The organism is Burkholderia sp. MSh2, assembly GCF_000731655.1.
GTDB classification, from domain to species: domain Bacteria; phylum Pseudomonadota; class Gammaproteobacteria; order Burkholderiales; family Burkholderiaceae; genus Burkholderia; species Burkholderia paludis.
Genome location: NZ_JPGM01000059.1, coordinates 1 through 21,613, shown reverse-complemented (window position 1 = coordinate 21,613; position 21,613 = coordinate 1). Strand labels below are relative to the sequence as shown.

Annotated in this window: 21 protein-coding genes and 1 pseudogene; 5 read left to right on the top strand and 17 right to left on the bottom strand. The window is 68.6% G+C overall.

Annotated features, from left to right (window positions below; genetic code table 11):
- Positions 1 to 6 precede the first annotated feature (6 nt).
- The 7 genes and pseudogenes from lipA to GQ57_RS44175 all read right to left on the bottom strand — a co-directional run bounded on the left by lipA (position 7) and on the right by GQ57_RS44175 (position 5,585).
- Entirely contained in the window at positions 7 to 972 is a 966-nt protein-coding gene (gene lipA, locus GQ57_RS29695; protein WP_031403188.1) for a lipoyl synthase, read from the bottom strand.
- 2 nt (positions 973 to 974) lie between these two features.
- Positions 975 to 2,090 (bottom strand): acetoin dehydrogenase dihydrolipoyllysine-residue acetyltransferase subunit, encoded by a 1,116-nt coding sequence (locus GQ57_RS29690; protein WP_034199749.1) that lies wholly within the window; start codon positions 2,088 to 2,090, stop codon positions 975 to 977.
- 4 nt (positions 2,091 to 2,094) lie between these two features.
- Positions 2,095 to 3,099, bottom strand: coding sequence for an alpha-ketoacid dehydrogenase subunit beta (locus tag GQ57_RS29685; RefSeq protein ID WP_031403190.1), 1,005 nt, complete (start codon positions 3,097 to 3,099; stop codon positions 2,095 to 2,097).
- Between the two features lie 54 nt (positions 3,100 to 3,153).
- Positions 3,154 to 4,137 carry a thiamine pyrophosphate-dependent dehydrogenase E1 component subunit alpha gene (locus GQ57_RS29680; protein ID WP_031403191.1) on the bottom strand — a complete coding sequence of 328 codons (984 nt, stop codon included), beginning with the start codon at positions 4,135 to 4,137 and terminating at the stop codon, positions 3,154 to 3,156.
- 77 nt (positions 4,138 to 4,214) lie between these two features.
- Positions 4,215 to 4,298: pseudogene (locus GQ57_RS42260) on the bottom strand (SDR family NAD(P)-dependent oxidoreductase); the annotation flags it as partial.
- 97 nt (positions 4,299 to 4,395) lie between these two features.
- Positions 4,396 to 5,454: an ATP-NAD kinase family protein gene (locus GQ57_RS29675; RefSeq protein ID WP_031403192.1), complete on the bottom strand. Its 1,059-nt coding sequence runs from the start codon at positions 5,452 to 5,454 to the stop codon at positions 4,396 to 4,398.
- Positions 5,451 to 5,585, bottom strand: a complete 135-nt coding sequence (locus GQ57_RS44175; protein ID WP_268810891.1) for a hypothetical protein — start codon at positions 5,583 to 5,585, stop codon at positions 5,451 to 5,453. Before GQ57_RS44175 ends, GQ57_RS29675 begins: the two co-directional genes overlap by 4 nt.
- A gap of 419 nt (positions 5,586 to 6,004) precedes the next feature.
- On the opposite strand from GQ57_RS44175, the gene GQ57_RS29670 reads away from it, so the two are divergent.
- Positions 6,005 to 7,921 (top strand): sigma-54-dependent Fis family transcriptional regulator, encoded by a 1,917-nt coding sequence (locus tag GQ57_RS29670; protein ID WP_031403193.1) that lies wholly within the window; start codon positions 6,005 to 6,007, stop codon positions 7,919 to 7,921.
- Between the two features lie 19 nt (positions 7,922 to 7,940).
- Here GQ57_RS29670 and GQ57_RS29665 read toward each other — a convergent pair whose 3' ends face one another.
- Positions 7,941 to 8,345, bottom strand: a complete 405-nt coding sequence (locus GQ57_RS29665) for a carboxymuconolactone decarboxylase family protein (RefSeq protein WP_034199748.1) — start codon at positions 8,343 to 8,345, stop codon at positions 7,941 to 7,943.
- Complete coding sequence (locus tag GQ57_RS29660) at positions 8,329 to 8,790, bottom strand: MerR family transcriptional regulator (RefSeq protein ID WP_031403195.1); 462 nt, start codon at positions 8,788 to 8,790, stop codon at positions 8,329 to 8,331. Before GQ57_RS29660 ends, GQ57_RS29665 begins: the two co-directional genes overlap by 17 nt.
- Before the next feature lie 286 nt (positions 8,791 to 9,076).
- Between GQ57_RS29660 and GQ57_RS29655 the strand changes: the two genes are divergently transcribed.
- Together GQ57_RS29655 and GQ57_RS29650 are read left to right on the top strand one after the other, a co-directional pair.
- Positions 9,077 to 9,685, top strand: coding sequence for a ComEA family DNA-binding protein (locus GQ57_RS29655; RefSeq protein ID WP_034199747.1), 609 nt, complete (start codon positions 9,077 to 9,079; stop codon positions 9,683 to 9,685).
- Between the two features lie 88 nt (positions 9,686 to 9,773).
- Positions 9,774 to 10,211 (top strand): YidB family protein, encoded by a 438-nt coding sequence (locus tag GQ57_RS29650; RefSeq protein ID WP_031403197.1) that lies wholly within the window; start codon positions 9,774 to 9,776, stop codon positions 10,209 to 10,211.
- 115 nt (positions 10,212 to 10,326) lie between these two features.
- On the opposite strand, the gene clpB is transcribed toward GQ57_RS29650, so the two are convergent.
- Together clpB and GQ57_RS29640 are read right to left on the bottom strand one after the other, a co-directional pair.
- On the bottom strand, positions 10,327 to 12,924 hold the full coding sequence (clpB, locus tag GQ57_RS29645; protein WP_031403198.1) for an ATP-dependent chaperone ClpB: 2,598 nt from the start codon (positions 12,922 to 12,924) through the stop codon (positions 10,327 to 10,329).
- Positions 12,925 to 13,081: 157 nt separating this feature from the next.
- A complete protein-coding gene (locus GQ57_RS29640; RefSeq protein WP_031403199.1) occupies positions 13,082 to 13,600 on the bottom strand; it encodes an Rrf2 family transcriptional regulator in 519 nt (172 codons plus the stop codon).
- A gap of 243 nt (positions 13,601 to 13,843) precedes the next feature.
- Here GQ57_RS29640 and GQ57_RS29635 point away from each other — a divergent pair, with 243 nt between their 5' ends.
- Positions 13,844 to 14,404 carry a group III truncated hemoglobin gene (locus GQ57_RS29635; RefSeq protein WP_034199746.1) on the top strand — a complete coding sequence of 187 codons (561 nt, stop codon included), beginning with the start codon at positions 13,844 to 13,846 and terminating at the stop codon, positions 14,402 to 14,404.
- A 76-nt stretch (positions 14,405 to 14,480) separates the two neighbouring features.
- Here the strand turns inward: GQ57_RS29635 and GQ57_RS29630 are convergent, their stop codons facing one another.
- The 6 genes from GQ57_RS29630 to GQ57_RS29605 form a co-directional block, all read right to left on the bottom strand.
- Positions 14,481 to 14,957, bottom strand: coding sequence for a molybdenum cofactor biosynthesis protein MoaE (locus tag GQ57_RS29630; protein ID WP_034199745.1), 477 nt, complete (start codon positions 14,955 to 14,957; stop codon positions 14,481 to 14,483).
- Between the two features lie 8 nt (positions 14,958 to 14,965).
- Positions 14,966 to 15,223, bottom strand: coding sequence for a molybdopterin converting factor subunit 1 (gene moaD, locus GQ57_RS29625; RefSeq protein WP_034199744.1), 258 nt, complete (start codon positions 15,221 to 15,223; stop codon positions 14,966 to 14,968).
- 19 nt (positions 15,224 to 15,242) lie between these two features.
- Positions 15,243 to 16,490, bottom strand: a complete 1,248-nt coding sequence (locus tag GQ57_RS29620) for a molybdopterin molybdotransferase MoeA (RefSeq protein WP_031403203.1) — start codon at positions 16,488 to 16,490, stop codon at positions 15,243 to 15,245.
- Between the two features lie 261 nt (positions 16,491 to 16,751).
- Complete coding sequence (gene thrC, locus GQ57_RS29615) at positions 16,752 to 18,203, bottom strand: threonine synthase (RefSeq protein WP_031403204.1); 1,452 nt, start codon at positions 18,201 to 18,203, stop codon at positions 16,752 to 16,754.
- A gap of 12 nt (positions 18,204 to 18,215) precedes the next feature.
- The gene (locus GQ57_RS29610) at positions 18,216 to 19,544 is read right to left on the bottom strand and encodes a homoserine dehydrogenase (protein WP_031403205.1); all 1,329 of its coding nucleotides are present in this window, start codon (positions 19,542 to 19,544) and stop codon (positions 18,216 to 18,218) included.
- Between the two features lie 52 nt (positions 19,545 to 19,596).
- Complete coding sequence (locus tag GQ57_RS29605; protein WP_031403206.1) at positions 19,597 to 20,835, bottom strand: pyridoxal phosphate-dependent aminotransferase; 1,239 nt, start codon at positions 20,833 to 20,835, stop codon at positions 19,597 to 19,599.
- A 315-nt stretch (positions 20,836 to 21,150) separates the two neighbouring features.
- Between GQ57_RS29605 and GQ57_RS29600 the strand changes: the two genes are divergently transcribed.
- Positions 21,151 to 21,525 carry an Mth938-like domain-containing protein gene (locus tag GQ57_RS29600; protein ID WP_031403207.1) on the top strand — a complete coding sequence of 125 codons (375 nt, stop codon included), beginning with the start codon at positions 21,151 to 21,153 and terminating at the stop codon, positions 21,523 to 21,525.
- The last annotated feature ends 88 nt before the right edge of the window (positions 21,526 to 21,613 follow it).

The window sequence follows — 21,613 nt, the reverse complement described above, 5'->3', positions numbered from 1 at the left end:
GCCCCGCTACGCGCCGTCCAGCACGTCGGCCGCGTGATACGACGACCGCACGAGCGGGCCCGCCACGACCTCCCTGAAGCCGTACGCCAGCGCCTCGTCGCGCCATGCGGCGAACGCGGCCGGGCTCACGTAGCGCCGCACCGGCAGATGATGCGCCGACGGCGCGAGATACTGGCCGAGCGTCAGCACGTCGACGTCGTGCGCGCGCAAGTCGCGCAGCGTGTCGCGCACCTCGTCGTCGCATTCGCCGAGCCCGAGCATCAACCCCGATTTCGTCACCAGCCCCGGCCGCGCTGCCTTGGCCTGCGCGAGCAGTTCGAGCGAGCCGCGATAGTCGGCGCCCGGCCGCGCCGCCCGGTACAGCGACGGCACCGTCTCGATGTTGTGGTTGAACACGTCGGGCCAGGCCGCCGACAGCGCGTCGAGCGCCCGCGCGACACGGCCGCGGAAATCCGGCGTCAACACCTCGACGCCGATGCCCGGCACGCTTGCACGCACCGCCGCGATACACGCGGCGAAATGCGCGGCGCCGCCGTCGCGCAGGTCGTCACGGTCGACCGACGTAATCACGACGTAGCGCAGCCCGAGCGCCGCGGCCGCCTCGGCCAGCCGCGCGGGCTCGCCGGGATCCAGCGGATCGGGACGACCGTGCGCGACGTCGCAGAACGGGCAGCGCCGCGTGCAGAGCCCGCCCATGATCATGAAGGTCGCGGTGCGCTGCGCGAAACATTCGCCGATGTTCGGACACATCGCCTCCTCGCAGACGGAATGCAGCCGATGGTCGCGCAGCACGGCCGCCATGTCGGCGACCGCCGCGCTCATCATCGGCCGCGCGCGCAGCCACGGCGGCTTCGGCAGCGCCGCGCCGGCCGCGGGCTCGACACGCACCGGGATGCGCGCGAGCTTGTCGCGGCTGCGCGCGCCCGGCTGGCCGAGCGCCGTGAGGCTGGGTCGTTCGAGCGCGGCGGCCATCGTCAGGCTCCGAGAAACGCGACGATCAGGCGGTTCACGTCGGCGGCGGCCTCCATCTGCACCATGTGCCCGCTGCCGGCGATCACCTCGGCGCGCACGCCGTCCGGCAAGCCCTGCGCATGCTGCGCGGGAATCACCTGGTCGCGCTCGCCCCAGATCACGAGCGTACGGGGCGCCAGCGACGCGAGCCGGTCGCGGAACACGCGCCGCTGCGCCGCGCCGTCGAACGCGGCGTTCGCAATTTTCTCCAGCGCGGCCTGCACGCCTTCGAGCCGCTTGTACTTGACGAGATCCTCGACGAGTTGCCGCGTGACCAGCGCGTTGTCCGCGAACAGCGCGCCGAGGTGCGGCTTCAGCGTGTTGCGGCTGTTGCCGGCGACGAAGCCGTCGATATACGTGCGATTGATGTCCGTGCCGAGCCCCGCGCTCGCGATCAGCGTCAGCGATGCGACGCGTTGCGGCGCGCGCTCGGCGGCCGCCATCGCGACCGCGCCGCCCATCGAATGGCCGATCAGGTGCGCGCGGTCGATGTGCTGCGCATCGAGCAGCGCGAGCACCGCGTCCGCCAGTTCGTCGAGGCTGCCCATGTCGACCGCCTTGCCCGATTCGCCGTGGCCCGGCAGGTCGAGTGCCCACACGGGCCGGTGCGCGGCAAGATCGGCGTGATTGAACAGCCAGTTGTTCAGGTCGCCGCCGAAGCCGTGGATCAGCACGGCGGGCGTGCCCGCGCCGTCGCCGAGCTTCAGGAAGCGCACCGTGCGGCCGCCGATCTGCGCCTTCTCGGGCTGCGGCCCGGCCGCCTCGTCGGCAGCCGCGCTCGGCACGAAATCGCGCTGGAAATCGGCGATCGCCGCCTCGATGTCGGCATCGCTCGCATCGGCGGCCGCGACGACGCCGAGCAGCGCACCCACGGGCAGCGTCTCGCCTTCCTGCGCGACCTGGCGGCGCAGCGTGCCGTCGAACGCGCATTCGACGCCGGACGAGATCTTGTCGGTCTCGACGTCGAGCACTTCGTCGCCCTTCGTCACGCGCTCGCCGATCGCCTTCAGCCAGCCGTTGACCTGCCCCTGCTCCATCGACAGGCCCCACTTGGGCATCGTGATCATGTGAATCGACATCGTGTCAGCTCCTCGTCTTCAGGACCGCCTGCACGATCGCATCGGCGGACGGGATGTACAGGTCTTCGAGCACGCTCGCGAACGGCGCGGGGGTATGCGGCGCGGTGACAAGCTCGATCGGCGCCTGCAGCGCACGGAACGCGCGCTGCGCGACGAGCGCGGCGATGTCGGTCGCGATCGAGCAGCGCGGGTTCGCCTCGTCGACCACCACCACGCGCCCGGTGCGCTCCGCGCTTTCGAGAATCGTCTCCGTGTCGAGCGGCGACGTCGTGCGCAGGTCGATCACGTCGACCTGGATGCCGTCCTTCGCGAGCGTCGCGGCGGCGTCCATCGCGAGATGCACCATCCGGCCGTACGTGACGATCGTCGCATCGTCGCCGTCGCGCAGCACGTTCGCCTCGCCGAACGGAATCGCATAGGATTCCTCGGGCACGTCGCCTTCGCGCGTATAGAGCAGCTTGTGTTCGAGAAAGATCACGGGATCGTTGTCGCGGATCGCCTGGATCAGCAGCCCCTTCGCGTCGTAAGGCGTCGCGGGGCACACGACCTTGAGCCCGGGAATGTGCGTGAACAGCGACGTGAGCATCTGCGAATGCTGCGCGGCAGCGCGCAGGCCGGCGCCGTACATCGCGCGGATCACGACCGGCGTCACGGCCTTGCCGCCGAACATGTAGCGGAATTTGGCGGCCTGGTTGAAGATCTGGTCGAAGCACACGCCCATGAAATCGACGAACATCAGCTCCGCGACGGGCCGCATCCCGCACGCGGCCGCGCCGACCGCCGCGCCGATGTAGCCGCCTTCGGACAGCGGCGTATCGAGCACGCGGCCCGGAAACTTGTGGAACAGCCCCTTCGTCACGCCGAGCACGCCGCCCCATGCGTCGTCCTCGCCCGGCGCGCCCGCGCCGCCTGCATTGTCCTCGCCCATCACGATCACGCTCTCGTCGCGCGCCATCTCCTGCGCAAGCGCCTCGTTGATCGCCTGCGAATAAGTGATCTTCCTTGCCATGTCTGTCTCCTGGAATGTTCGGTTCGCCGTGCCGGCCGCGGGGTCAGGCCGCGCTCACGGATACGACACGTAGACGTCGGTCAGCAGGTCGGCCGCATCGGGCAGCGGCGCGCTCTTGGCCTGCGCGACCGCGTCGTCGATCAGCGCCTTCACCTGCGCGTCGACCGCGCGCAGTTCGCCGATCGTCAGCGCTTCGGCGCGCACGACGCGCGTCTCGAAATGCTTCAGGCAGTCCTTTTCGTCGCGCAGCTTCTGCACCTCGCCCGGTGCGCGGTAGGTTTGCGCATCGCCTTCGAAATGGCCGAAATAGCGCGTGAACTTCACCTCGACGAGCGTCGGGCCGCCGCCGTTGCGCGCGCGCTCGACGGCCTCGCCGAGCGCCTCGTGCACCGCGAAGAAGTCGAAGCCGTCGACGATCACGCCCGGCATCCCGAACCCGTTCGCGCGATCGGCGATGTTGTCGGTCGCGACCGACCAGCTCGACGACGTCGCTTCCGCATAGCCGTTGTTCTCGGCGACGAAGATCGCCGGCAGCCGCCACACCGCCGCGAGGTTCATCGACTCGAAGATCACGCCCTGGTTCGACGCGCCGTCGCCGAAGAAGCACACACCGACGCCGCCCGTGTTCCGGTGCTTCGCCGCGAGCGCCGCGCCGCACACGAGCGGGCCGCCCGCGCCGACGATCCCGTTGGCGCCGAGCATCCCCATCGACAGATCGGCGATGTGCATCGAGCCGCCCTTGCCGTGGCAGACGCCGGTCTTCTTGCCGTAGATCTCGGCCATCATTCCGTGCACGTCGACGCCCTTCGCGATGCAATGGCCGTGGCCGCGGTGCGTGGTCGCGACATAGTCGGCGAGGCCGAGGTGCAGCATCGTGCCGACCGCGGACGCCTCCTCGCCCGCATACAGGTGCACGAAACCGGGAATCTCGCCGGTCGCGAATTCGACGTGCAGGCGCTCCTCGAATTCGCGAATGGTGCGCATCAGGCGGTAGGCGTCCAGCAGCTTGTCCCTGCTGATCTGGTTCGAAACGGTCATGTATGTCTCCTGGATAGGTCTGACTGCGAATGCCGCCGCGGCCGGGCCGCGGCGACGGATCTCACGGCGCGCGGCCGTCAGCGGAACGTGAAGCCGCCTTCGACGTTCACGGTCCGGCCCGTCACGTTGTCCATCGTCGCGAAGCGCAGCGCGCGCCGCCCGTGACGATGACGGCTTGTCCTTCGAGTGGCAGTGTCATGGCGATGTCTCCTCGATGATCGTTACGGATGCCGAAATGCTTACCGGAGCAACGAACGCTCAAGCACGCCACGGGCCGGCATCGCGCAGCAGTTGCCTGGACGACGCGTAGCGCAGCGTGCGGCCGACGTCGACCGTCAGCGGCCCGTGCCAGTCAAGTGCAATCTCGTAGCGATCGCCGCGCGCGACCTCGATCTCTCGCTCGCCGTCGAACGCGAGCGTGCCGCGCTCGAACGGGATCGTCTGCCACGCACCCGGCTCGAGCCGCTCGCAACTGCGCATCACGACGCGATCGACACGGCCCGGCGCGATCGGCGCGACGAGCGGCGTGCCGGCCGTCTTGTCTTCGGCCGCAAAACGCATCGCGAGCCCGTGCGGCGCGCTGCGTTCGAGCGGCGCCCACGCGCCGCCGAGCGCGGACAGGCCGATCCCGTCCGGCTCCGCGAACGTCAGGTAGAGAGAATCGATATCGTCCGATCCCGAGATCGCGCGGGCGCCGACGAAGCGCTGTCGCGCCGCGCATACGTCGACGAGCGCGATCTCCTCGCGCCCGGGCTGCGCGCCCGCGATGCAGCGCACGACGAGCCGCTTGTTGCGCGCAAGCGCGATCTCGGCCGGCACGGCGCCCGCCGCGACGAGCCCTGCCGCCACGCCGGCGACGGTCGCTTCGCGATGTTCGGGGAATGCGTTGTTGGTGCCGGTGGACAGCGCGACGAGCGGCGTCGCGCCGCAATGCGCGGCGACGGCGCGATGGGTGCCGTCGCCGCCGAGCACGACGATCAGCGCGACCTCCATCCGGTGCAGGTACGCCGCGCCGGCCTGCGTGTCGGCAACGCTATCGGTGATCGGCAGGTCGACGAACTCGACCTCGGGCCAGCGCTCGCGCGACGCGACCGCACGATGCGTATCGAGCGCGCGCAGCAGCAGCGTCGCAATGCCCGTCCGGTCGCGCAGCGTCAGCACGCGCTCGACGCCCATCGCGCCGAGACCGGCCAGCAGGCGCACGATCATGTTCGCCTTCTCCGCCGTCGGGAACACGGATGCATGCGTCGTGAGGCGGCGGATGTCGCGCCCCGATGCGGGGTTCGCGATCACGCCGACGGTAACGGGCGTCGTCACGGTTTTGTCTCCATCCAGTCGGCCGGCGCCGGCGCATTGGCGCCAGCGCCGGCCCTGCCTGTTTTGTCCGCCGCCATCGACGGGCGGCGGATCGTCGTCACCGACGCGATCGCGCCGGGCTTGCCGGACATTCCTGCAAACGGCGTGCCATCTTCCACGCGACGACCGTGAAACCCACGTACAGGCTTGCGCGGCGGACCTGCCCGCACACCGGCGCCGCTGCCGTGACGACCCGGCGCGCGCCCGCTTCCGCCCGTGCGTCTCACGCGTTCGATGCAACGCCACGGCCGCCGCGACCGCCGCGAAGGCCGGCATCGGCGCGGCGCGCTGCCCGCAAACCCGGCGGCATCGCGGCACCGCGGATTCGATCGGATGCCGGACGATCCCTTCACGACGCCCGCGGCCGCGTCTCAACGATGCGAGACGCACCGAGATACCGGTGAGACGAACGTCTCAAGCCCGCCGCGTGCTGCGATGCAATGTGATCCGCCGAACGGGATGTGCTACAAGGACATCGAATTCCCCGCCGTACGGAACCCCGGAGCCGACCATGCCCTACGCCGTCCCCCAGGCCCAGCACGCCGACCGCGTGCTCGGCGCGCTCGCCGGGCGCCTGCCCGCGCCGGCCGATTCGGCGCGCCTCGTGTCGTCGTGGCAACGGTCGCTGGAGCGCTACTGTCTCGACCCCGCTTCGTCGATCGGCCCGCGCGTGCTGACCGCGGCCGAGCTGCGCGAGGTGCGCGACAAGGAGGAGGCGTTCCTGCGCGCGTCGGGCCAGTGCCTGACGCGGCTGCACGACATGATTCGCGTCGCCGACTACTGCGTGATGCTGACCGACGCGCACGGCGTGACGATCGACTACCGGATCGACCGCGAACGCCGCAACGACTTCCGTCATGCGGGGTTGCACATCGGCTCGTGCTGGTCGGAAAGCGAGGAAGGGACTTGCGGCGTCGCGAGCGTGCTGACCGATCTCGCGCCGATCACCGTGCACAAGACCGACCACTTTCGCGCGGCGTTCACGACCCTCACCTGCAGTGCGGCGCCGATCTTCTCGCCCGGCGGCGAGCTGATCGGCGTGCTCGACGCGTCGGCGGTCCACTCGCCGGACAACCGCGACAGCCAGCGTCTCGTGTATCAGCTCGTGCGGCAGAGCGCGGCGCTGATCGAGGACGGCTACTTCGTGCACAGCACCGCGCAGTACTGGATCCTGTTCGGGCATCCGAACCGTCATTACGTCGAAGCGCAACCCGAGTGGCTGATCGCATTCGACGAGTGCGGCAATATCGTCGCCGCGAACCGGCAGGCGCGCGATGCGCTGCCGGCACTGCGCGAACCGCGCCATATCGACGAGATCTTCGATGCGACCGAGATGCCGCTGCGCGATGCCGCGCAGCTCGACGCGATCGTCGCGCTGCGGCTGCGCGCGACCGGCGCGCCGCTCTACGCACGGCTGCGTGCGCCGCTGCGGCGCACCGGCCGCGAACCCGGCACGGCCTCACGCCGCGCGGGCAGCGCGCAGCGCCACGTCGGCGCGCTCACGCCGTTCCTGCACAGCCCCGATGCACGCATCGCGCAGCAGGCCGAACTCGCGCTGCGGGTCGCGAGCAAGCGGCTGCCGATTCTCGTGCTCGGCGAAACCGGTGCAGGCAAGGAAGTGTTCGCGCGCGCGATCCACGACGCCGGCGCGCGACGCGCGCGGCCGTTCGTCGCGGTCAACTGCGGCGCGCTGCCGGAAGCGCTGATCGAGAGCGAACTGTTCGGCTATGCGGCCGGAGCGTTCACCGGCGCGCGCAAGCACGGCGCTCGCGGCAAGATCGCGCTCGCCGACGGCGGCACGCTGTTTCTCGACGAAATCGGCGACATGCCGCTCGCGCTGCAGACACGCCTGTTGCGCGTGCTCGCCGACGGCGAAGTCGTGCCGCTCGGCAGCGACACGCCCGTGCGCGTCGACCTCGACGTGATCTGCGCGACGCACCGCGATCTCGCGCGCATGGTGGCCGACGGCACGTTCCGCGAGGATCTGTACTACCGGCTCGGCGGCGCGACGTTCGAACTGCCGCCGTTGCGCGAACGCGCGGACGTGCGCGACGTGATAGCCGCCGTGTTCGCCGAGGAAGCGCAGGCGACCGGCCACGTGCTGACGCTCGATGCGGCGCTCGCCGAGCAGCTCGCCGCGCATCCGTGGCCCGGCAACGTGCGGCAGTTGCGCAACGTGCTGCGCTATGCGTGCGCGGTATGCGACGCCGCACGCGTGACGCGGCGCGACCTGCCGGCCGACTTCGCCGCGCCGCCCGGCACGGTGTCGCCCGGCACGCTGCCCGACGACGAACGGGGCCGCATCGTCGCGGCGCTCACCGCGCACCGCTGGCGGCCGGATGCGGCCGCGCAGGCGCTCGGCATTTCGCGTGCGACGCTGTACCGGCGCATCGCGAAGCACCGGATCGTCGCGCCGCACCGCGCGTGATGCGCCTGCGCGAGCGCCGTCACGCCGGCTGCACGGCCGCGGCCTCGCGCTGCATGAAGACCTCGTGCGCGGCGAACAGCGCATTGAGCGCGGCAGGAAAGCCCGCGTAGACGGCCATCTGCATGAATACCTCGACGATCTCGTCGCGGGTGCAGCCGACGTTCAGCGCGGCCTCGACATGCACCTTCAACTGCGGCTGTGCGTTGCCGAGCGCGGCCAGCGCCGCGATCGTCGCGATCTCGCGCGCCTTCAGGTCGAGTTGCGGCCGGCTGTAGATGTCGCCGAAACCGAACTCGACCAGCAGCCGTCCGAAGTCCGGCGCGATCGGCGCAAGCGCCGCGATCACGCGCTCGCCCACTTCGCCGTCGATTTCCTTCAGTTTGTTCCAGCCACGCGCGTAGCGGTCTTCAACGAGTCGTTCCATGGTGTCCGTCCTGTTCCGATGCAGAGTGAGAAGAATTCGCCTGTCGTTCCGCTTCGCGCTCCCGTGCCTCGTAATACGCGATCTTGTCGCCGATCGCGTCGAGGCTCGCCTGCAACACCGCGATATGCGCGCGCACCGCGTCGCGATGCGCGACCAGCAACTCGCGCCGCGCGCCGAAGGTCGGCTCGCCTTGCGCGCGCAACGCCGCGAATGCCTGCATCTGCGCGATCGGCATGCCGGTCGCCTTCAGGCGCATCACGAAGGCCAGCCAATCGAGATCGGCCGGCGCATAGAGCCGGTGCCCGGCCGCCGTGCGCGAAATCGCGCGCAGCAGGCCGGCCTGCTCGTAATAGCGCAACGTGTGCGCCGACACGCCGGTCATTTCGGCGACCTGGCCGATCGTGAGCGGAGCGGCGGCAGAGGATGGGACAGCGGTTTTCGACATGGCAGGAACAAGGTTAGGAGTTAGAGTTCACTCTAAGTCAAGCCCTGTCGAACGGCTAGTGCGGCGGCCGCCCTCGACATCGGCGCGACACCGTAAAGAATGGTCAAAATCGCCGCCCGGCGCGGGCTTCGGACTTTACAGCGGCGCAAGCCTTCAGCAAGATTCGGTCAGCCTGTCTTAAAAAGGGCACGCATTTGTCCTATGCTTAACGGCGACGCCCGGCCGGGCCCCGTCCCGCCGTCCGTTGCAACAGCCATTCATCCGCCAGAACCAGGGAGCCTTTGCCATGCTGAAGAAGCTGCTGATGCTGTTCGTCGCGCTATCGCTGTCGCTCGCTGCGGGCCTTGCCGCCGCCGTCGAAGTCAACACGGCCGATCAGGCCACGCTCGAATCGGTGAAGGGTCTCGGGCCGGTGAAGTCGAAGGCGATCATCGACGAGCGCACCAGGAACGGCCCGTTCAAGGACGCCGACGATCTCGCGAACCGCGTGAAGGGCCTCGGCACGAAATCGGTGGGACATCTCGAGGAAAACGGCCTGACGATCGGCGGCTCGTCGACGCCGCCGAAAGGCGTGAAACCGTCGAAGCCGGCCGCCACGCCGGCGACGACGTCGGCGGGCACCGCATCGACGTCCACGGCCGCGACCGCCGGCACGACGGCCACGGCGCCGGCGGCAAGCACACCGGATGCGGCAGCGAAGCCGGCCAGGAGCAAGCGCGCATCGAAGAAGGAGAAAGCGGCGGCGGCCGCCGCGGCATCCGCCGACGCGGGTGCGGGTGCGGGTGCGGCTGCGAGCGCACCGGCCGCAGCGTCGTCCGCAAAGGCGACGAAGGGTTCGAAGAAGAAGAGCAAGAAGGACAAGGCAGCCTCCGCCGCCGCGGCGTCGGGCGCCTGATGTGCGCCGCGCGCGCGACGGCGTGCGCGCGGCATTCGTTCAACGGGCGTCGTCGTCACGACGCCCTTTTCAGTAAAGGTGAAGAACCATGGGTCTCCTCGACATCGTTGGCGGTCTGATCGGCGGCCAGGCCGGCGGCAACTCGCAAGGCGCGCTGGTCACGACCGCGCTCGAATTCATCAACAACCAGCCGGGCGGGCTGAACGGCCTGATCGAGAAGTTCAAGGCGGGCGGCGCCGGCGACATCATCGGTTCGTGGGTCGGCACCGGCCAGAACCAGCCGATCTCCCCGGACACGCTGCAGAACGTGCTCGGCTCGGACGCGATCGGTGCGCTGGCGAGCAAGTTCGGCGTCGATCCGTCGACGGCCTCGACCGTGCTCGCACAGGTGCTGCCGCACGTCGTCAACCACGCGACGCCGGACGGCACGGTGCCGGCCGACGGCCAGGCGCAGGTCGACACGTCGAACCTGCTCGGCTCGCTGTCGCAGATCGCCGGCCTGTTCGGCGGCAACAAGCAGGGCTGAGCGACCGGGACCGCGCGCGGCGCGGTCGACGCCTCCATAAGCAAACACCCCGCCTGCGGCGGGGTGTTTGTTTTTGCGCGCCCGGCCGAACCGGGCGGCGGCCGATGGCTCGCGGTCAGTGCACGACGCGGTCGAACACGAACTTGCCGTCGTGGACGTCGACCGGAATCACGTCCTTCGGACCGAAGCGGCCCGCGAGAATGAGCTTCGCGACCGGGTTCTCGATCTCCTGCTGGATCGCACGCTTCAGCGGCCGCGCACCGAACAGCGGATCGTAGCCGACCTTGCCGATCTGCTCGAGCGCCGCCTCCGACACGTCGAGCGCCATGTCGAGCTTCGCGAGCCGATCGTGCAGGCGCGCCAGCTGGATCTTCGCGATCGACTCGATGTTGCTGCGGTCGAGCGCATGGAACACGACGACGTCGTCGATCCGGTTCAGGAACTCGGGGCGGAAATGCTGCTTCACCTCGAGCCACACGGCGTCCTTGATCTCTTCCTGCGGCGCACCCGTCATCGCCTGGATCACCTGCGAGCCGAGGTTCGACGTCATCACGATGACCGTGTTCTTGAAGTCGACCGTCCGCCCCTGGCCATCCGTCATGCGGCCGTCGTCGAGCACCTGCAGCAGCACGTTGAACACGTCCGGGTGGGCCTTCTCGATCTCGTCGAGCAGGATCACGCTGTACGGCTTGCGGCGCACGGCTTCCGTCAGGTAGCCGCCTTCCTCGTAGCCGACATAGCCCGGCGGCGCGCCGATCAGCCGCGCGACGCTGTGCTTCTCCATGAACTCGCTCATGTCGATGCGGATCAGGTGTTCTTCCGAATCGAACAGGAACGACGCCAGCGCCTTGCACAGCTCGGTCTTGCCGACCCCCGTCGGGCCGAGGAACAGGAACGAGCCGTACGGACGGTTCGGATCGGCCAGACCCGCGCGCGAACGGCGGATCGCATCGGCCACCGCGCCGATCGCCTCATGCTGGCCGACCACGCGCTCGTGCAGCTTTTCCTCGATGTGCAGCAGCTTCTCGCGTTCGCCCTGCATCATGCGCGACACGGGAATCCCCGTCGAGCGCGACACGACTTCCGCGATTTCCTCTGCACCGACCTGCGTGCGCAGCAGTCGCGGACGCGTCGGGTTGTGCTGCTCCTGCTCTTCGGCCTGCGTGACCTGCTTCAGCTGGGCCTCGAGCTGCGGCAGCCTGCCGTACTGCAGCTCGGCGACCCGCTCCAGCTTGCCGTCACGCTGCAGCCGCGCGATGTCCGCACGCACCTTCTCGATTTCTTCCTTGAGCTGGGCACTGCCCTGCACCGCGGCTTTCTCGGCGGTCCAGATCTCCTCGAGGTCCGCATATTCGCGGCCCAGGCGCTCGATCTCTTCCTCGATCAGCTGCAGGCGCTTCTGCGACGCTTCGTCCTGCTCCTTCTTCACGGCTTCGCGCTCGATCTTCAACTGGATCAGCCGACGGTCGAGCTTGTCCATCTCTTCGGGCTTCGAATCGATTTCCATCTTGATCTTCGAAGCGGCTTCGTCGATCAGGTCGATCGCCTTGTCGGGCAGGAAGCGGTCGGTGATATAGCGGTGCGAAAGCTCCGCCGCGGCAACGATCGCCGGATCGGTGATGTCGACGCCGTGGTGCAGCTCGTACTTCTCCTGCAGCCCGCGCAGGATCGCGATCGTCGCCTCGACGCTCGGTTCGTCGACGAGCACCTTCTGGAAACGGCGCTCGAGCGCGGCATCCTTCTCGATGTACTTGCGGTATTCGTCGAGCGTGGTCGCGCCGATGCAGTGCAGCTCGCCGCGCGACAGCGCCGGCTTCAGCATGTTGCCCGCATCCATTGCCCCCTCGGCCTTGCCGGCGCCGACCATCGTATGGATTTCGTCGATGAAGACGATCGTCTGGCCTTCGTCCTTCGCGATGTCGTTGAGCACCGCCTTCAGGCGCTCCTCGAATTCGCCGCGATACTTCGCGCCCGCCAGCAGCGCGGCCATGTCGAGCGACAGCACGCGCTTGCCCTTCAGCGTCTCCGGCACTTCGCCGTTGACGATCCGCTGCGCGAGCCCTTCGACGATCGCCGTCTTGCCGACGCCCGGCTCGCCGATCAGCACCGGGTTGTTCTTCGTGCGGCGCTGCAGAATCTGGATCGAGCGGCGAATTTCGTCGTCGCGGCCGATCACCGGATCGAGCTTGCCCGCACGGGCGCGCTCGGTCAGGTCGACCGTGTATTTCTTCAATGCCTCGCGCTGGCTTTCCGCATCCTGGCTGTGCACCTGCGAGCCGCCGCGCACCGCGGCGATCGCGGCTTCGAGCGCCTTGCGCGTCATGCCGTGCTGACGCGCGAGCTTGCCCGCGTCGCCCTTGTCGTCCGACGCGGCAAGCAGGAACATCTCGCTCGCGATGAACGTATCGTTGAGCTTCTGCGCTTCCTTGTCGGCCTGGTTCAGCAGCCCGGCCAGTTCACGGCCGATCTGGATGTCGCCGCCCGTGCCCGTCACTTGCGGCAGGCGCGAGATGGCTTCGTTCAGCGCGCCTTGCAGCGCCTGCACGTGAACGCCCGCACGCGACATCAGCGAGCGCGCGGAGCCGTCCTGCTGCGCGACCAGCGCGGCCAGTACGTGAACAGGTTCGATGTATTGATTGTCGCGGCCTGCCGCAAGGCTTTGCGCATCCGCGAGTGCTTCCTGGAACTTGGTGGTGAGCTTGTCGATTCTCATTTAGTCGAGACCTCCAATTTTCGATTAACACCAAGATGAGGATGGTTATGCGGCTTTCAAGCGAAATTCGGGTTGATTCAGCGCAAAAATTGCCGGATCGCCGAGATGCGGCCCGGAGGCGCGCCAAAGCAGGACCGGGGCGCGCGGCGCGCGCGGGTCAGCGGCCCGTCGACGGCGGCTCGACGGGCGCCGTCGCGTCGTCCTGCGACGATGCGGCGCGCGCAAGCGCAACCGGTCGGATGCCGAGCAACGTCATGAGCGGCGCGGCAGGTTCGACCAGCTCGCAGAGCCGGTGACGGTCGAGTTCGGCAAAGAACGCATCGCGCGCGGCCGCCAGCACGCCCTTCAGGCGGCACTGCGGCTCGATCACGCAGCCGCGCGCCTCGCCGTCGTCGGACGGGAAGCAGCCGACCAGTGCGAAGTCGCTCTCGGTCGCGCGCACGACCTGGCCGACCGTCAGCTGCAGCGATTCCGGGAAAATCCGCAGCCCGCCATTGCGGCCGCGCACCGTGTCGACCCATCCCAGCTCGCCGAGCTGCTGCACGACCTTCATCAGATGATTCTTCGAGATGCCGTAGGCGTCCGAGATCTCCTGGATCGTCGCGAGCCCCTCGCCGCGCACGGCAAGGTACAGCATCACGCGCAGCGAGTAGTCGGTATAGTCGGTGAGTCTCATGGGCGAATACGGAAAAGATCGATCGTACCCCGATTACGTGAGCCGGGCCGATCGGGAGGCGCGGGAAGCCGGCCGGCGGCCCCGTTCCACGGCCCCCGGTTGCCGGGATGGCGCGTGCGCAATAAGATGCATTACATCTGCACGTTTTGCAGGGGACGCTGGACGCTATTTTGCGTCAAAATCCGGCCGGCGTCCTGCTCGATGCCCGCGCCGCCTCCGCCCCTGTTTCCCGGCCCTTTTGCCATGACCGTCATGTCCGCCTCGCCCGATACCGCACCGGCCCGCCCTCGCGACGCCGAGCCGACCGAAGAAAACATTCGCGACCTCGTCTACGCGTTCTACGACCGCGTGCGCGCCGACCCGCTGCTCGGGCCCGTGTTCGACGCGAAGCTGGCCGGCCGCTGGAACGACCACCTGCCGAAGATGGTCACGTTCTGGTCGAGTCTCGTGCTCGGCACCAAGGGCTACCGCGGCAACGTGCAGCAGGCGCACCAGCCGCTCGACGGGATCGAGCCGGCCCATTTCAGCCGCTGGCTGTCGCTGTTCCTGAAGACCGTCGAGACGCGCTACGCGCCGCCCGCGGCGATCCGCTTCATGGAACCCGCACTGCGGATCGCGCAGAGCCTGCAATTGAGCCGGTTCGGCTGGGACTACCGGATTCCGCCCGAACAGCAGGCGCTGCTCGACGCCATCGCGCCGCGCCGCCGCGACGCGGGCGACGATCCGCACGCGCTACCGTCGCGCGCCCGCGGCGAACCCTTTCCGGCGAAGATCATCGGGCGCGGCACCGACCCTGACGCTTGACGCAGCCGCTGACACGTCACGCGCGGCGGTCGCGCCGATGCGGCGCATCGCCGCACCGCGATGACGCACGCCGCGCTCAGCGCCGCGCGTTGCCCGATTCGACGCCCCAGCGCGCGAGCGCGGCATCGTCGGTGCTGCGCGCATCGACCCAACGCTCGCCGTCCGGCGTCGTTTCCTTCTTCCAGAACGGCGCTTCGGTCTTCAGGTAGTCCATCACGAACTCGCACGACGCGAACGCATCGCCGCGATGGGCGGCAACCGTCGCCACCATCACGATCTGGTCGAGCGGCAGCAGCCTGCCGACGCGATGCACGATCGCGACGTCGATGCCGGGCCAGCGCCGGCCGGCCTCCGCGGCGATCTTCTCGAGCGCCTTCTCGGTCATCCCCGGGTAGTGCTCGAGCTCCATCGCGGCGACCGAATCGCCTTCGTTCAAGTCGCGCACCGTGCCGACGAAGCACGCGACCGCGCCGATCTTCGGATTGCGCGCCCGCAGTGCCGTCACTTCGGCGTTCAGGTCGAAATCGTCGGCCTGGATTCGTACCGTTGCCATCGCGCGCCTCAGCCGCCCGTCACCGGCGGAAAGAACGCGACCTCGCAGCCTTCGGTGAGCCGCGTGCCGGGATCGGTCATCTCGTGGTTGCAGGCCATGCGCAGCGCGCGCCCTTCGGCCAGCGTCTCGGCCCACGCACCGCCGCGCACGCGCAACCACGCGCGCACGTCGCCGACGGTCGTAACGCCGTCCGGTACGTCGGCCTGCTCGTCGGCGACGCCCAGCGCCTCGCGGACGCTCGCAAAGAATTTCAGCTGAATCTTCATGGTTCGGGAAGCCGTCGCGTTACGACAGCAGTTCGGAAAACGGGATGAAACGCACGGTCTCGCCGGCGCTGATCGCGTGCTGCGGCGGATTGTCGATCAGACCGTCGCCCCAGACCGTCGACGTCAGCACCGCCGAACTCTGGTTCGGAAACAGCTCGAGGCCGCCGGCCGCATTGACGCGTGCGCGCAGGAATTCGTTGCGCCGGTCGCCCTTGCCTTGCGAAAAATCGGCACGCAGCGACAGCGCGCGCGGCGCGACGTCACGCACGCCGGACAGGCGCAACAGGAACGGCCGCACGAACAGCAGGAACGTGACGAAGCTCGACACGGGATTGCCGGGCAACCCGATGAAGTGGGCATCGGGCCGGTCGTCGCCGCGGCGCACCGCGCCGTAGGCGAGCGGCTTGCCGGGCTTCATCGCGATCTGCCACAGCGCCAGCCGCCCTTCGGCCTCGACGGCCGGCTTCACGTGATCCTCGTCGCCGACCGATACGCCGCCGCTCGTCAGGATCAGGTCGTGATCGCGCGCGGCCGCGCGCAGCGTGTCGCGCGTCGCGGCGAGCGAGTCGGGCACGATCCCGTAGTCGGTCACATGGCAGCCGAGCCGCTCCAGCAGCCCGCGCAGCGTGAAGCGATTCGAGTTGTAGATCGCGCCGGGCTTCAGCGGCTCGCCCGGCATCGTCAGTTCGTCGCCGGTGAAGAACACCGCGACGCGAATCCGCCGCGCGACCGACAACTGCGCGCAACCGACCGACGCGGCCAGGCCGAGCGCCTGCGGCGTGAGCCGCGTGCCGGCCGGCAGGATCACCGCCCCCTGCCGGATGTCCGCGCCCTGCGCGGTGATCCACTCGCCCGCCTTCGGCGTGTGCAGGATCTCGACCGCGTCGCCGTCGGCCGCGGTCTGCTCCTGCATCACGACGGCATCGGCTCCCGGCGGCACCGTCGCACCGGTGAAGATCCGGGCGGCCGTGCCGGCCGCGAGCGGCCCGGCCGGATGGCCGGCCGGAATGCGCTGCGACACCGGCAGGCGACGCTCGCCGTGCAGCAGGTCGGCGACGCGCACCGCATAGCCGTCCATCGCGCTCGTGTGCATCGGCGGCACGTCGAGCGGCGAACTCACGTCGGCCGCGAGCACGCGGCCCAGCGCATCGAGCGTGGCGACGGTTTCGGCGCCGGGCAGCGGCTTCGCGGCGTCGAGCAGCGCGGCGAGCGCTTCGGCGGTCGACAGCATCGGCGCGCGCGGCGCCGCGGGATTCGGGTTCGACATCGATGGAATCGGGGAGCGTGGGAATCAATACGTCATTGTAGCGACGCCGTCGCGCGGGCGCGCGATATGGCGGACATGCGAGAACTGTGATTGGCGCGAACGCGCCGGTCTGGCACCTGTTTCACGCGACGCGCGGCGGACCGGCCGCCGCCGGCGCCCCGCGCCACCGCGCCACCAAACGAAACGGCCGGCATCCCGATCCGTTCGACGCATCGGGATGCCGGCCGTCCTGCGCGGCCGGGCCTGCGGCCCGGCCGTGCGTCACGCGCCCGTGTGTGCGGCGATGAAGTCCTTCACCTGCTGCGCGTCGGCCTTCACGACCTCGAAGCGCTGCGGCAGCGCCTCGAGCCCGTCGAATGCGGCCGGACGCTCGGCTTCGCGATCGAGCGCTTCGCGGATCGTCTCGCCGAACTTGATCGGCTGCGCCGTCTCGAGGACGACCATCGGCACGCCCGCGTCGAGATGCTCGCGCGCGACCTTCACGCCGTCGGCCGTGTGCGTATCGATCATCGTGTCGTAACGCGAGAACACGTCGCGGATCGTTGCGATGCGGTCGGCATGGCTGCTGCGGCCCGACACGAAGCCGAACTCCGCAACGCGCGCGAAATCGCCGCTCGCCGCGAGATCGAAACCGCCCTTCTCCTCGACGTCGCGGAACAGCTGCATCACGCGCGCCGGATCGCGGCCGAGCAGGTCGAACACGAAGCGCTCGAAGTTCGACGCCTTCGAGATGTCCATGCTCGGGCTGCTCGTGTGATAGGTGTTCTCGGCGCTGCGCACGCGGTACGCGCCGGTGCGGAAGAACTCGTCGAGCACGTCGTTCTCGTTGGTCGCGACCACCAGCTTCGCGATCGGCAGCCCCATCATCCGCGCGATATGGCCCGCGCAGACGTTGCCGAAGTTGCCCGACGGCACCGTGAACGACACGCGCTCGTCGTTCGACCCGGTGGCCGCGAAGTAGCCCTTGAAGTAATAGACGACCTGCGCGACCACGCGCGCCCAGTTGATCGAGTTGACCGTGCCGATCTTCTGCTGCGCCTTGAACGCGTGATCGTTCGACACCGCCTTCACGATGTCCTGGCAATCGTCGAACACGCCTTCGACCGCGAGGTTGAAGATGTTCGGATCCTGCAGGCTGAACATCTGGGCCGTCTGGAACGCGCTCATCTTCCGGTGCGGCGACAGCATGAACACGCGCACGCCGGCCTTGCCGCGCATCGCGTATTCGGCCGCGCTGCCGGTGTCGCCCGAGGTCGCGCCGAGGATGTTCAGCGCTTCGCCGTGCTTGGCCAGCGTGTACTCGAACAGGTTGCCGAGCAACTGCATCGCCATGTCCTTGAACGCCAGCGTCGGGCCGTTCGACAGTTCGAGCAGCGACAGCGCCGCGCCGTGCTCGGTGCCGAGCGTCTTCAGCGGCGTGATGTCGGCCGCGTTCTCGCCGTGGCGCGTGTTGCGGTAGACGTCGGCCGTGTACGTGCGGCGCGTGATCGCGCGCAGGTCGTCGGCCGGAACGTCGTCGCAGAACTTCGACAGGATCTCGAACGCGAGATCCGCGTACGGCAGCGTGCGCCAGCGCGCGAGTTCGTCGGCCGAGACCTTCGGATACTCGGCCGGCAGGTAGAGCCCGCCGTCCTTCGCGAGACCGCCGAGCAGGATGTCTGAAAACGTGTGGCGCTCGCCGATGCCGGCGCCGCGCGTGGAAATGTAGTTCATGTCGCCCTCAGCTCAGTTCAGCGCTTCCATGCGCAGCTTCGTCACCTTCGACACGACCGTCTCCAGCTTCTCGATTTGCGCGATCGCCGCATTGACGTTCTTCTCGAGCGTGACGTGCGTGATCAGGATGATGTCGGTTTCGCCGTTCGCGGCGTCGACCTCCTCCGATTCCTTCTGCAGCAGCGCGTCGATCGAGATGCCCGATGCGGCGAGGATGCGCGTGATGTCGGCCAGCACGCCGGTCTGGTCGGCGACGCGCAGGCGCAGGTAGTAGCCGCTCGTCACTTCGTCGATCGGCAGGATCGGCGTGTTCGACAGGCTGTCGGGCTGGAATGCGAGATGCGGCACGCGATGCTCGGGATCGGCGGTGTGCAGGCGCGTGACGTCGACGAGATCCGCGACGACGGCCGACGCGGTCGGCTCCGCGCCGGCGCCCTTGCCGTAGTACAGCGTCGTGCCGACCGCGTCGCCATGCACGACGACCGCGTTCATCGCACCCTCGACGTTCGCGAGCAGGCGCTTCTCGGGGATCAGCGTCGGGTGCACGCGCAGCTCGATGCCGTTTGCGGCGCGGCGCGTGATGCCGAGCAGCTTGATCCGGTAGCCGAGTTCTTCCGCGTAGCGGATGTCGGTCGCGTCGAGCTTGCTGATGCCCTCGACGTACGCGCGTTCGAACTGCACCGGCACGCCGAACGCGATCGCGCTCATGATCGTCGCCTTGTGCGCGGCGTCGACGCCTTCGATGTCGAAAGTCGGATCGGCTTCCGCGTAGCCGAGCGCCTGGGCGGCCTTCAGGGCGGTCGCGAAGTCGAGCCCGCGGTCGCGCATTTCCGACAGGATGTAGTTGGTGGTGCCGTTGATGATGCCCGCGATGTACTGGATGCGGTTCGCGGTGAGCCCTTCGCGCAGCGCCTTGATGATCGGGATGCCGCCGGCGACGGCGGCCTCGAACGCGACCATCACGCCCTTCGCGCGCGCGGCCTCGAAGATCTCGGTGCCGTGCACCGCGAGCAGCGCCTTGTTGGCTGTCACGACGTGCTTGCCGTTCGCGATCGCGCGCAGCACGAGCTCGCGCGCGATGCCCGTGCCGCCGATCATCTCGGCGACGATCGCGATCGACGGATCGTCGACGACCGCGTTGAAATCGTCGGTGATCTGCGCGGCGCCGGCGTCGCCGCCGAGCGCGGCCAGCGCCTTCGCCGGATTGCGCACGGCAATGCGCGTCACCTCGATGCCGCGCCCCGCGCGTCGCTTGATTTCTTCCTGGTTACGGCCCAGCACCGTGAAGGTGCCGCTGCCCACCGTGCCGAAGCCCAACAGGCCAACTTTGATCGGTTCCATGCTGCGTGTGATCGATGAGTGAGAAGTCATGAGTTTCGTGTGGTCCCGCCGCTCAGGCCGAATGGCGCTTGCGGTAGCCGTCGAGGAAGCGTGCGATCCGGTTGATCGAATCGGCCAGGTCGTCGAGGTTCGGCAGGAAGACCACGCGGAAATGGTCCGGCGTCGCCCAGTTGAACCCCGTGCCCTGCACGAGCAGCACGCGCTCCTCGAGCAACAGGTCGAGAATGAACTGCTGGTCGTTCTGGATCGGGTAAAGCTTCGGGTCGAGGCGCGGGAACATGTACAGCGCGGCCTGCGGCTTCACGCAGGTCACGCCCGGGATCGACGTGAGCATGTCATACGCGAGCTCGCGCTGCTTGTACAGGCGCCCGCTCGGCACGATCAGCTCGTTGATGCTCTGGTAGCCGCCGAGCGCCGTCTGGATCGCGAACTGGCCGGGCACGTTCGCGCACAGGCGCATCGACGACAGGATGCCGAGCCCCTCGAGGTAATCCTTCGCGCGCCGCCGGTTGTCGCCGCCGAGGCCCGAGACGGCCATCCAGCCCGCGCGGTAGCCGCACGAGCGATAGCTTTTCGACAGGCTGTTGAACGTGACGGTGATCACGTCCTCCGACAGCGAACCGAGCGCCGTGTGCTCGAGACCGTCGTAGACGATCTTGTCGTAGACCTCGTCGGCGAACACGATCAGCCCGTGCTGGCGCGCGATCTCGAGCAGCTCGAGCAGCAATTCGTCCGAATAAAGCGCGCCGGTCGGATTGTTCGGGTTGATCACGACGAGCGCCTTCGTGTTCGGCGTGATCTTGCGGCGGATGTCGTCGAGATCGGGCATCCACGCGTTCTGCTCGTCGCACACGTAGTGCACGGGCGTGCCGCCCGACAGGCTCACCGCGGCCGTCCACAACGGGTAGTCGGGCGCGGGCAGCAGGACTTCGTCCCCGTCGTTCAGCAGCGCCTGGGTCGCCATCACGATCAGCTCGGACGCGCCGTTGCCGATGTAGATGTCGTCGAGGCCGACGCCCACGACGCCCTTTTCCTGCGTGTAGTGCATCACGGCCTTGCGGGCAGAGAACACGCCCTTCGAATCCGAATAGCCCGACGACGACGGCAGGTTGCGGATCATGTCCTGGATGATCTCGTCCGGCGCCTCGAAACCGAACGGCGCGAGGTTGCCGATGTTCAGCTTGATGATGCGGTGGCCTTCATCCTCGAGGCGCTTCGCGTGCTCGAGCACCGGGCCACGGATGTCGTAGCAGACGTTGAGCAGCTTGTTCGATTTCTGAATCGGTTTCACGACGACACGGTTCCTGGGTTGGCCTCGCGGCCGGGGGACGGGATCAAAACTGGAAAGCGGCCGGTCTGTGCGCGCTGTCTAGACTGGGAAAAAAGCGGGCGGTCGGACGCGGCTTGTGGCGACGCACGACGCAAGTGGCGCCCGGGGGCGACCAAAAAGTTATAATTTAGCGGATTTTGGCTGACTTTCGCAATGCACCATAGCCGCGCCGGGCCCGCGCCGTCAGGCGTCCCGCGCGCCCGGGCATGCGAATCCGGCCATCCGGGCCCCTTCGGCCCTGCGACCCATTCCCCTTCGGAACCGCGGAATACCGACTTGAAACTGCACCAGGACGCGAGCGGCGCGCTCAACACCGTCACCGGCTACGGCCCCGATTATGTCGACGTCAATCTCCAACGCCACGAAACGAGCGTCATCGTGCTGCCCGGCGCGCCGGTCCAGGCATGGCCGGTGTCGTCGTTCGACGCGCTCGCGCCCGAGCATTTCGCGATGCTGCTCGACCCGACGCCGGAACTCGTGATCTTCGGCAGCGGCGCGCGGCTGCGCTTCCCGCACCCGCGGCTCGTCGCCGCGCTCACCGCGAAGCGGATCGGCGTCGAGACGATGGATTTCCAGGCCGCGTGCCGCACCTACAACATCCTGATGGCCGAGGGCCGCAAAGTCGCCGCCGCGCTGCTGATTGAACGTTAATCCCCGATGCGGTAAAACTCGGGCCGAGCGGGTCGATCCCCCCGCCCGGCCCGAGTTTTACCGCATCGGGGATTAACGTTCAATCAGC

Excerpts from the sequence above, each read along its gene's own strand:
- lipA (WP_031403188.1), bottom strand. The coding sequence starts at position 972 with ATGGCCGCCGCGCTCGAACGACCCAGCCTCACGGCGCTCGGCCAGCCG.
- GQ57_RS29690 (WP_034199749.1), bottom strand. The coding sequence starts at position 2,090 with ATGTCGATTCACATGATCACGATGCCCAAGTGGGGCCTGTCGATGGAG.
- GQ57_RS29685 (WP_031403190.1), bottom strand. The coding sequence starts at position 3,099 with ATGGCAAGGAAGATCACTTATTCGCAGGCGATCAACGAGGCGCTTGCG.
- GQ57_RS29680 (WP_031403191.1), bottom strand. The coding sequence starts at position 4,137 with ATGACCGTTTCGAACCAGATCAGCAGGGACAAGCTGCTGGACGCCTAC.
- GQ57_RS44175 (WP_268810891.1), bottom strand. The coding sequence starts at position 5,585 with ATGTCCGGCAAGCCCGGCGCGATCGCGTCGGTGACGACGATCCGCCGC.
- GQ57_RS29670 (WP_031403193.1), top strand. The coding sequence starts at position 6,005 with ATGCCCTACGCCGTCCCCCAGGCCCAGCACGCCGACCGCGTGCTCGGC.
- GQ57_RS29665 (WP_034199748.1), bottom strand. The coding sequence starts at position 8,345 with ATGGAACGACTCGTTGAAGACCGCTACGCGCGTGGCTGGAACAAACTG.
- GQ57_RS29660 (WP_031403195.1), bottom strand. The coding sequence starts at position 8,790 with ATGTCGAAAACCGCTGTCCCATCCTCTGCCGCCGCTCCGCTCACGATC.
- GQ57_RS29655 (WP_034199747.1), top strand. The coding sequence starts at position 9,077 with ATGCTGAAGAAGCTGCTGATGCTGTTCGTCGCGCTATCGCTGTCGCTC.
- GQ57_RS29650 (WP_031403197.1), top strand. The coding sequence starts at position 9,774 with ATGGGTCTCCTCGACATCGTTGGCGGTCTGATCGGCGGCCAGGCCGGC.
- clpB (WP_031403198.1), bottom strand. The coding sequence starts at position 12,924 with ATGAGAATCGACAAGCTCACCACCAAGTTCCAGGAAGCACTCGCGGAT.
- GQ57_RS29640 (WP_031403199.1), bottom strand. The coding sequence starts at position 13,600 with ATGAGACTCACCGACTATACCGACTACTCGCTGCGCGTGATGCTGTAC.
- GQ57_RS29635 (WP_034199746.1), top strand. The coding sequence starts at position 13,844 with ATGACCGTCATGTCCGCCTCGCCCGATACCGCACCGGCCCGCCCTCGC.
- GQ57_RS29630 (WP_034199745.1), bottom strand. The coding sequence starts at position 14,957 with ATGGCAACGGTACGAATCCAGGCCGACGATTTCGACCTGAACGCCGAA.
- moaD (WP_034199744.1), bottom strand. The coding sequence starts at position 15,223 with ATGAAGATTCAGCTGAAATTCTTTGCGAGCGTCCGCGAGGCGCTGGGC.
- GQ57_RS29620 (WP_031403203.1), bottom strand. The coding sequence starts at position 16,490 with ATGTCGAACCCGAATCCCGCGGCGCCGCGCGCGCCGATGCTGTCGACC.
- thrC (WP_031403204.1), bottom strand. The coding sequence starts at position 18,203 with ATGAACTACATTTCCACGCGCGGCGCCGGCATCGGCGAGCGCCACACG.
- GQ57_RS29610 (WP_031403205.1), bottom strand. The coding sequence starts at position 19,544 with ATGGAACCGATCAAAGTTGGCCTGTTGGGCTTCGGCACGGTGGGCAGC.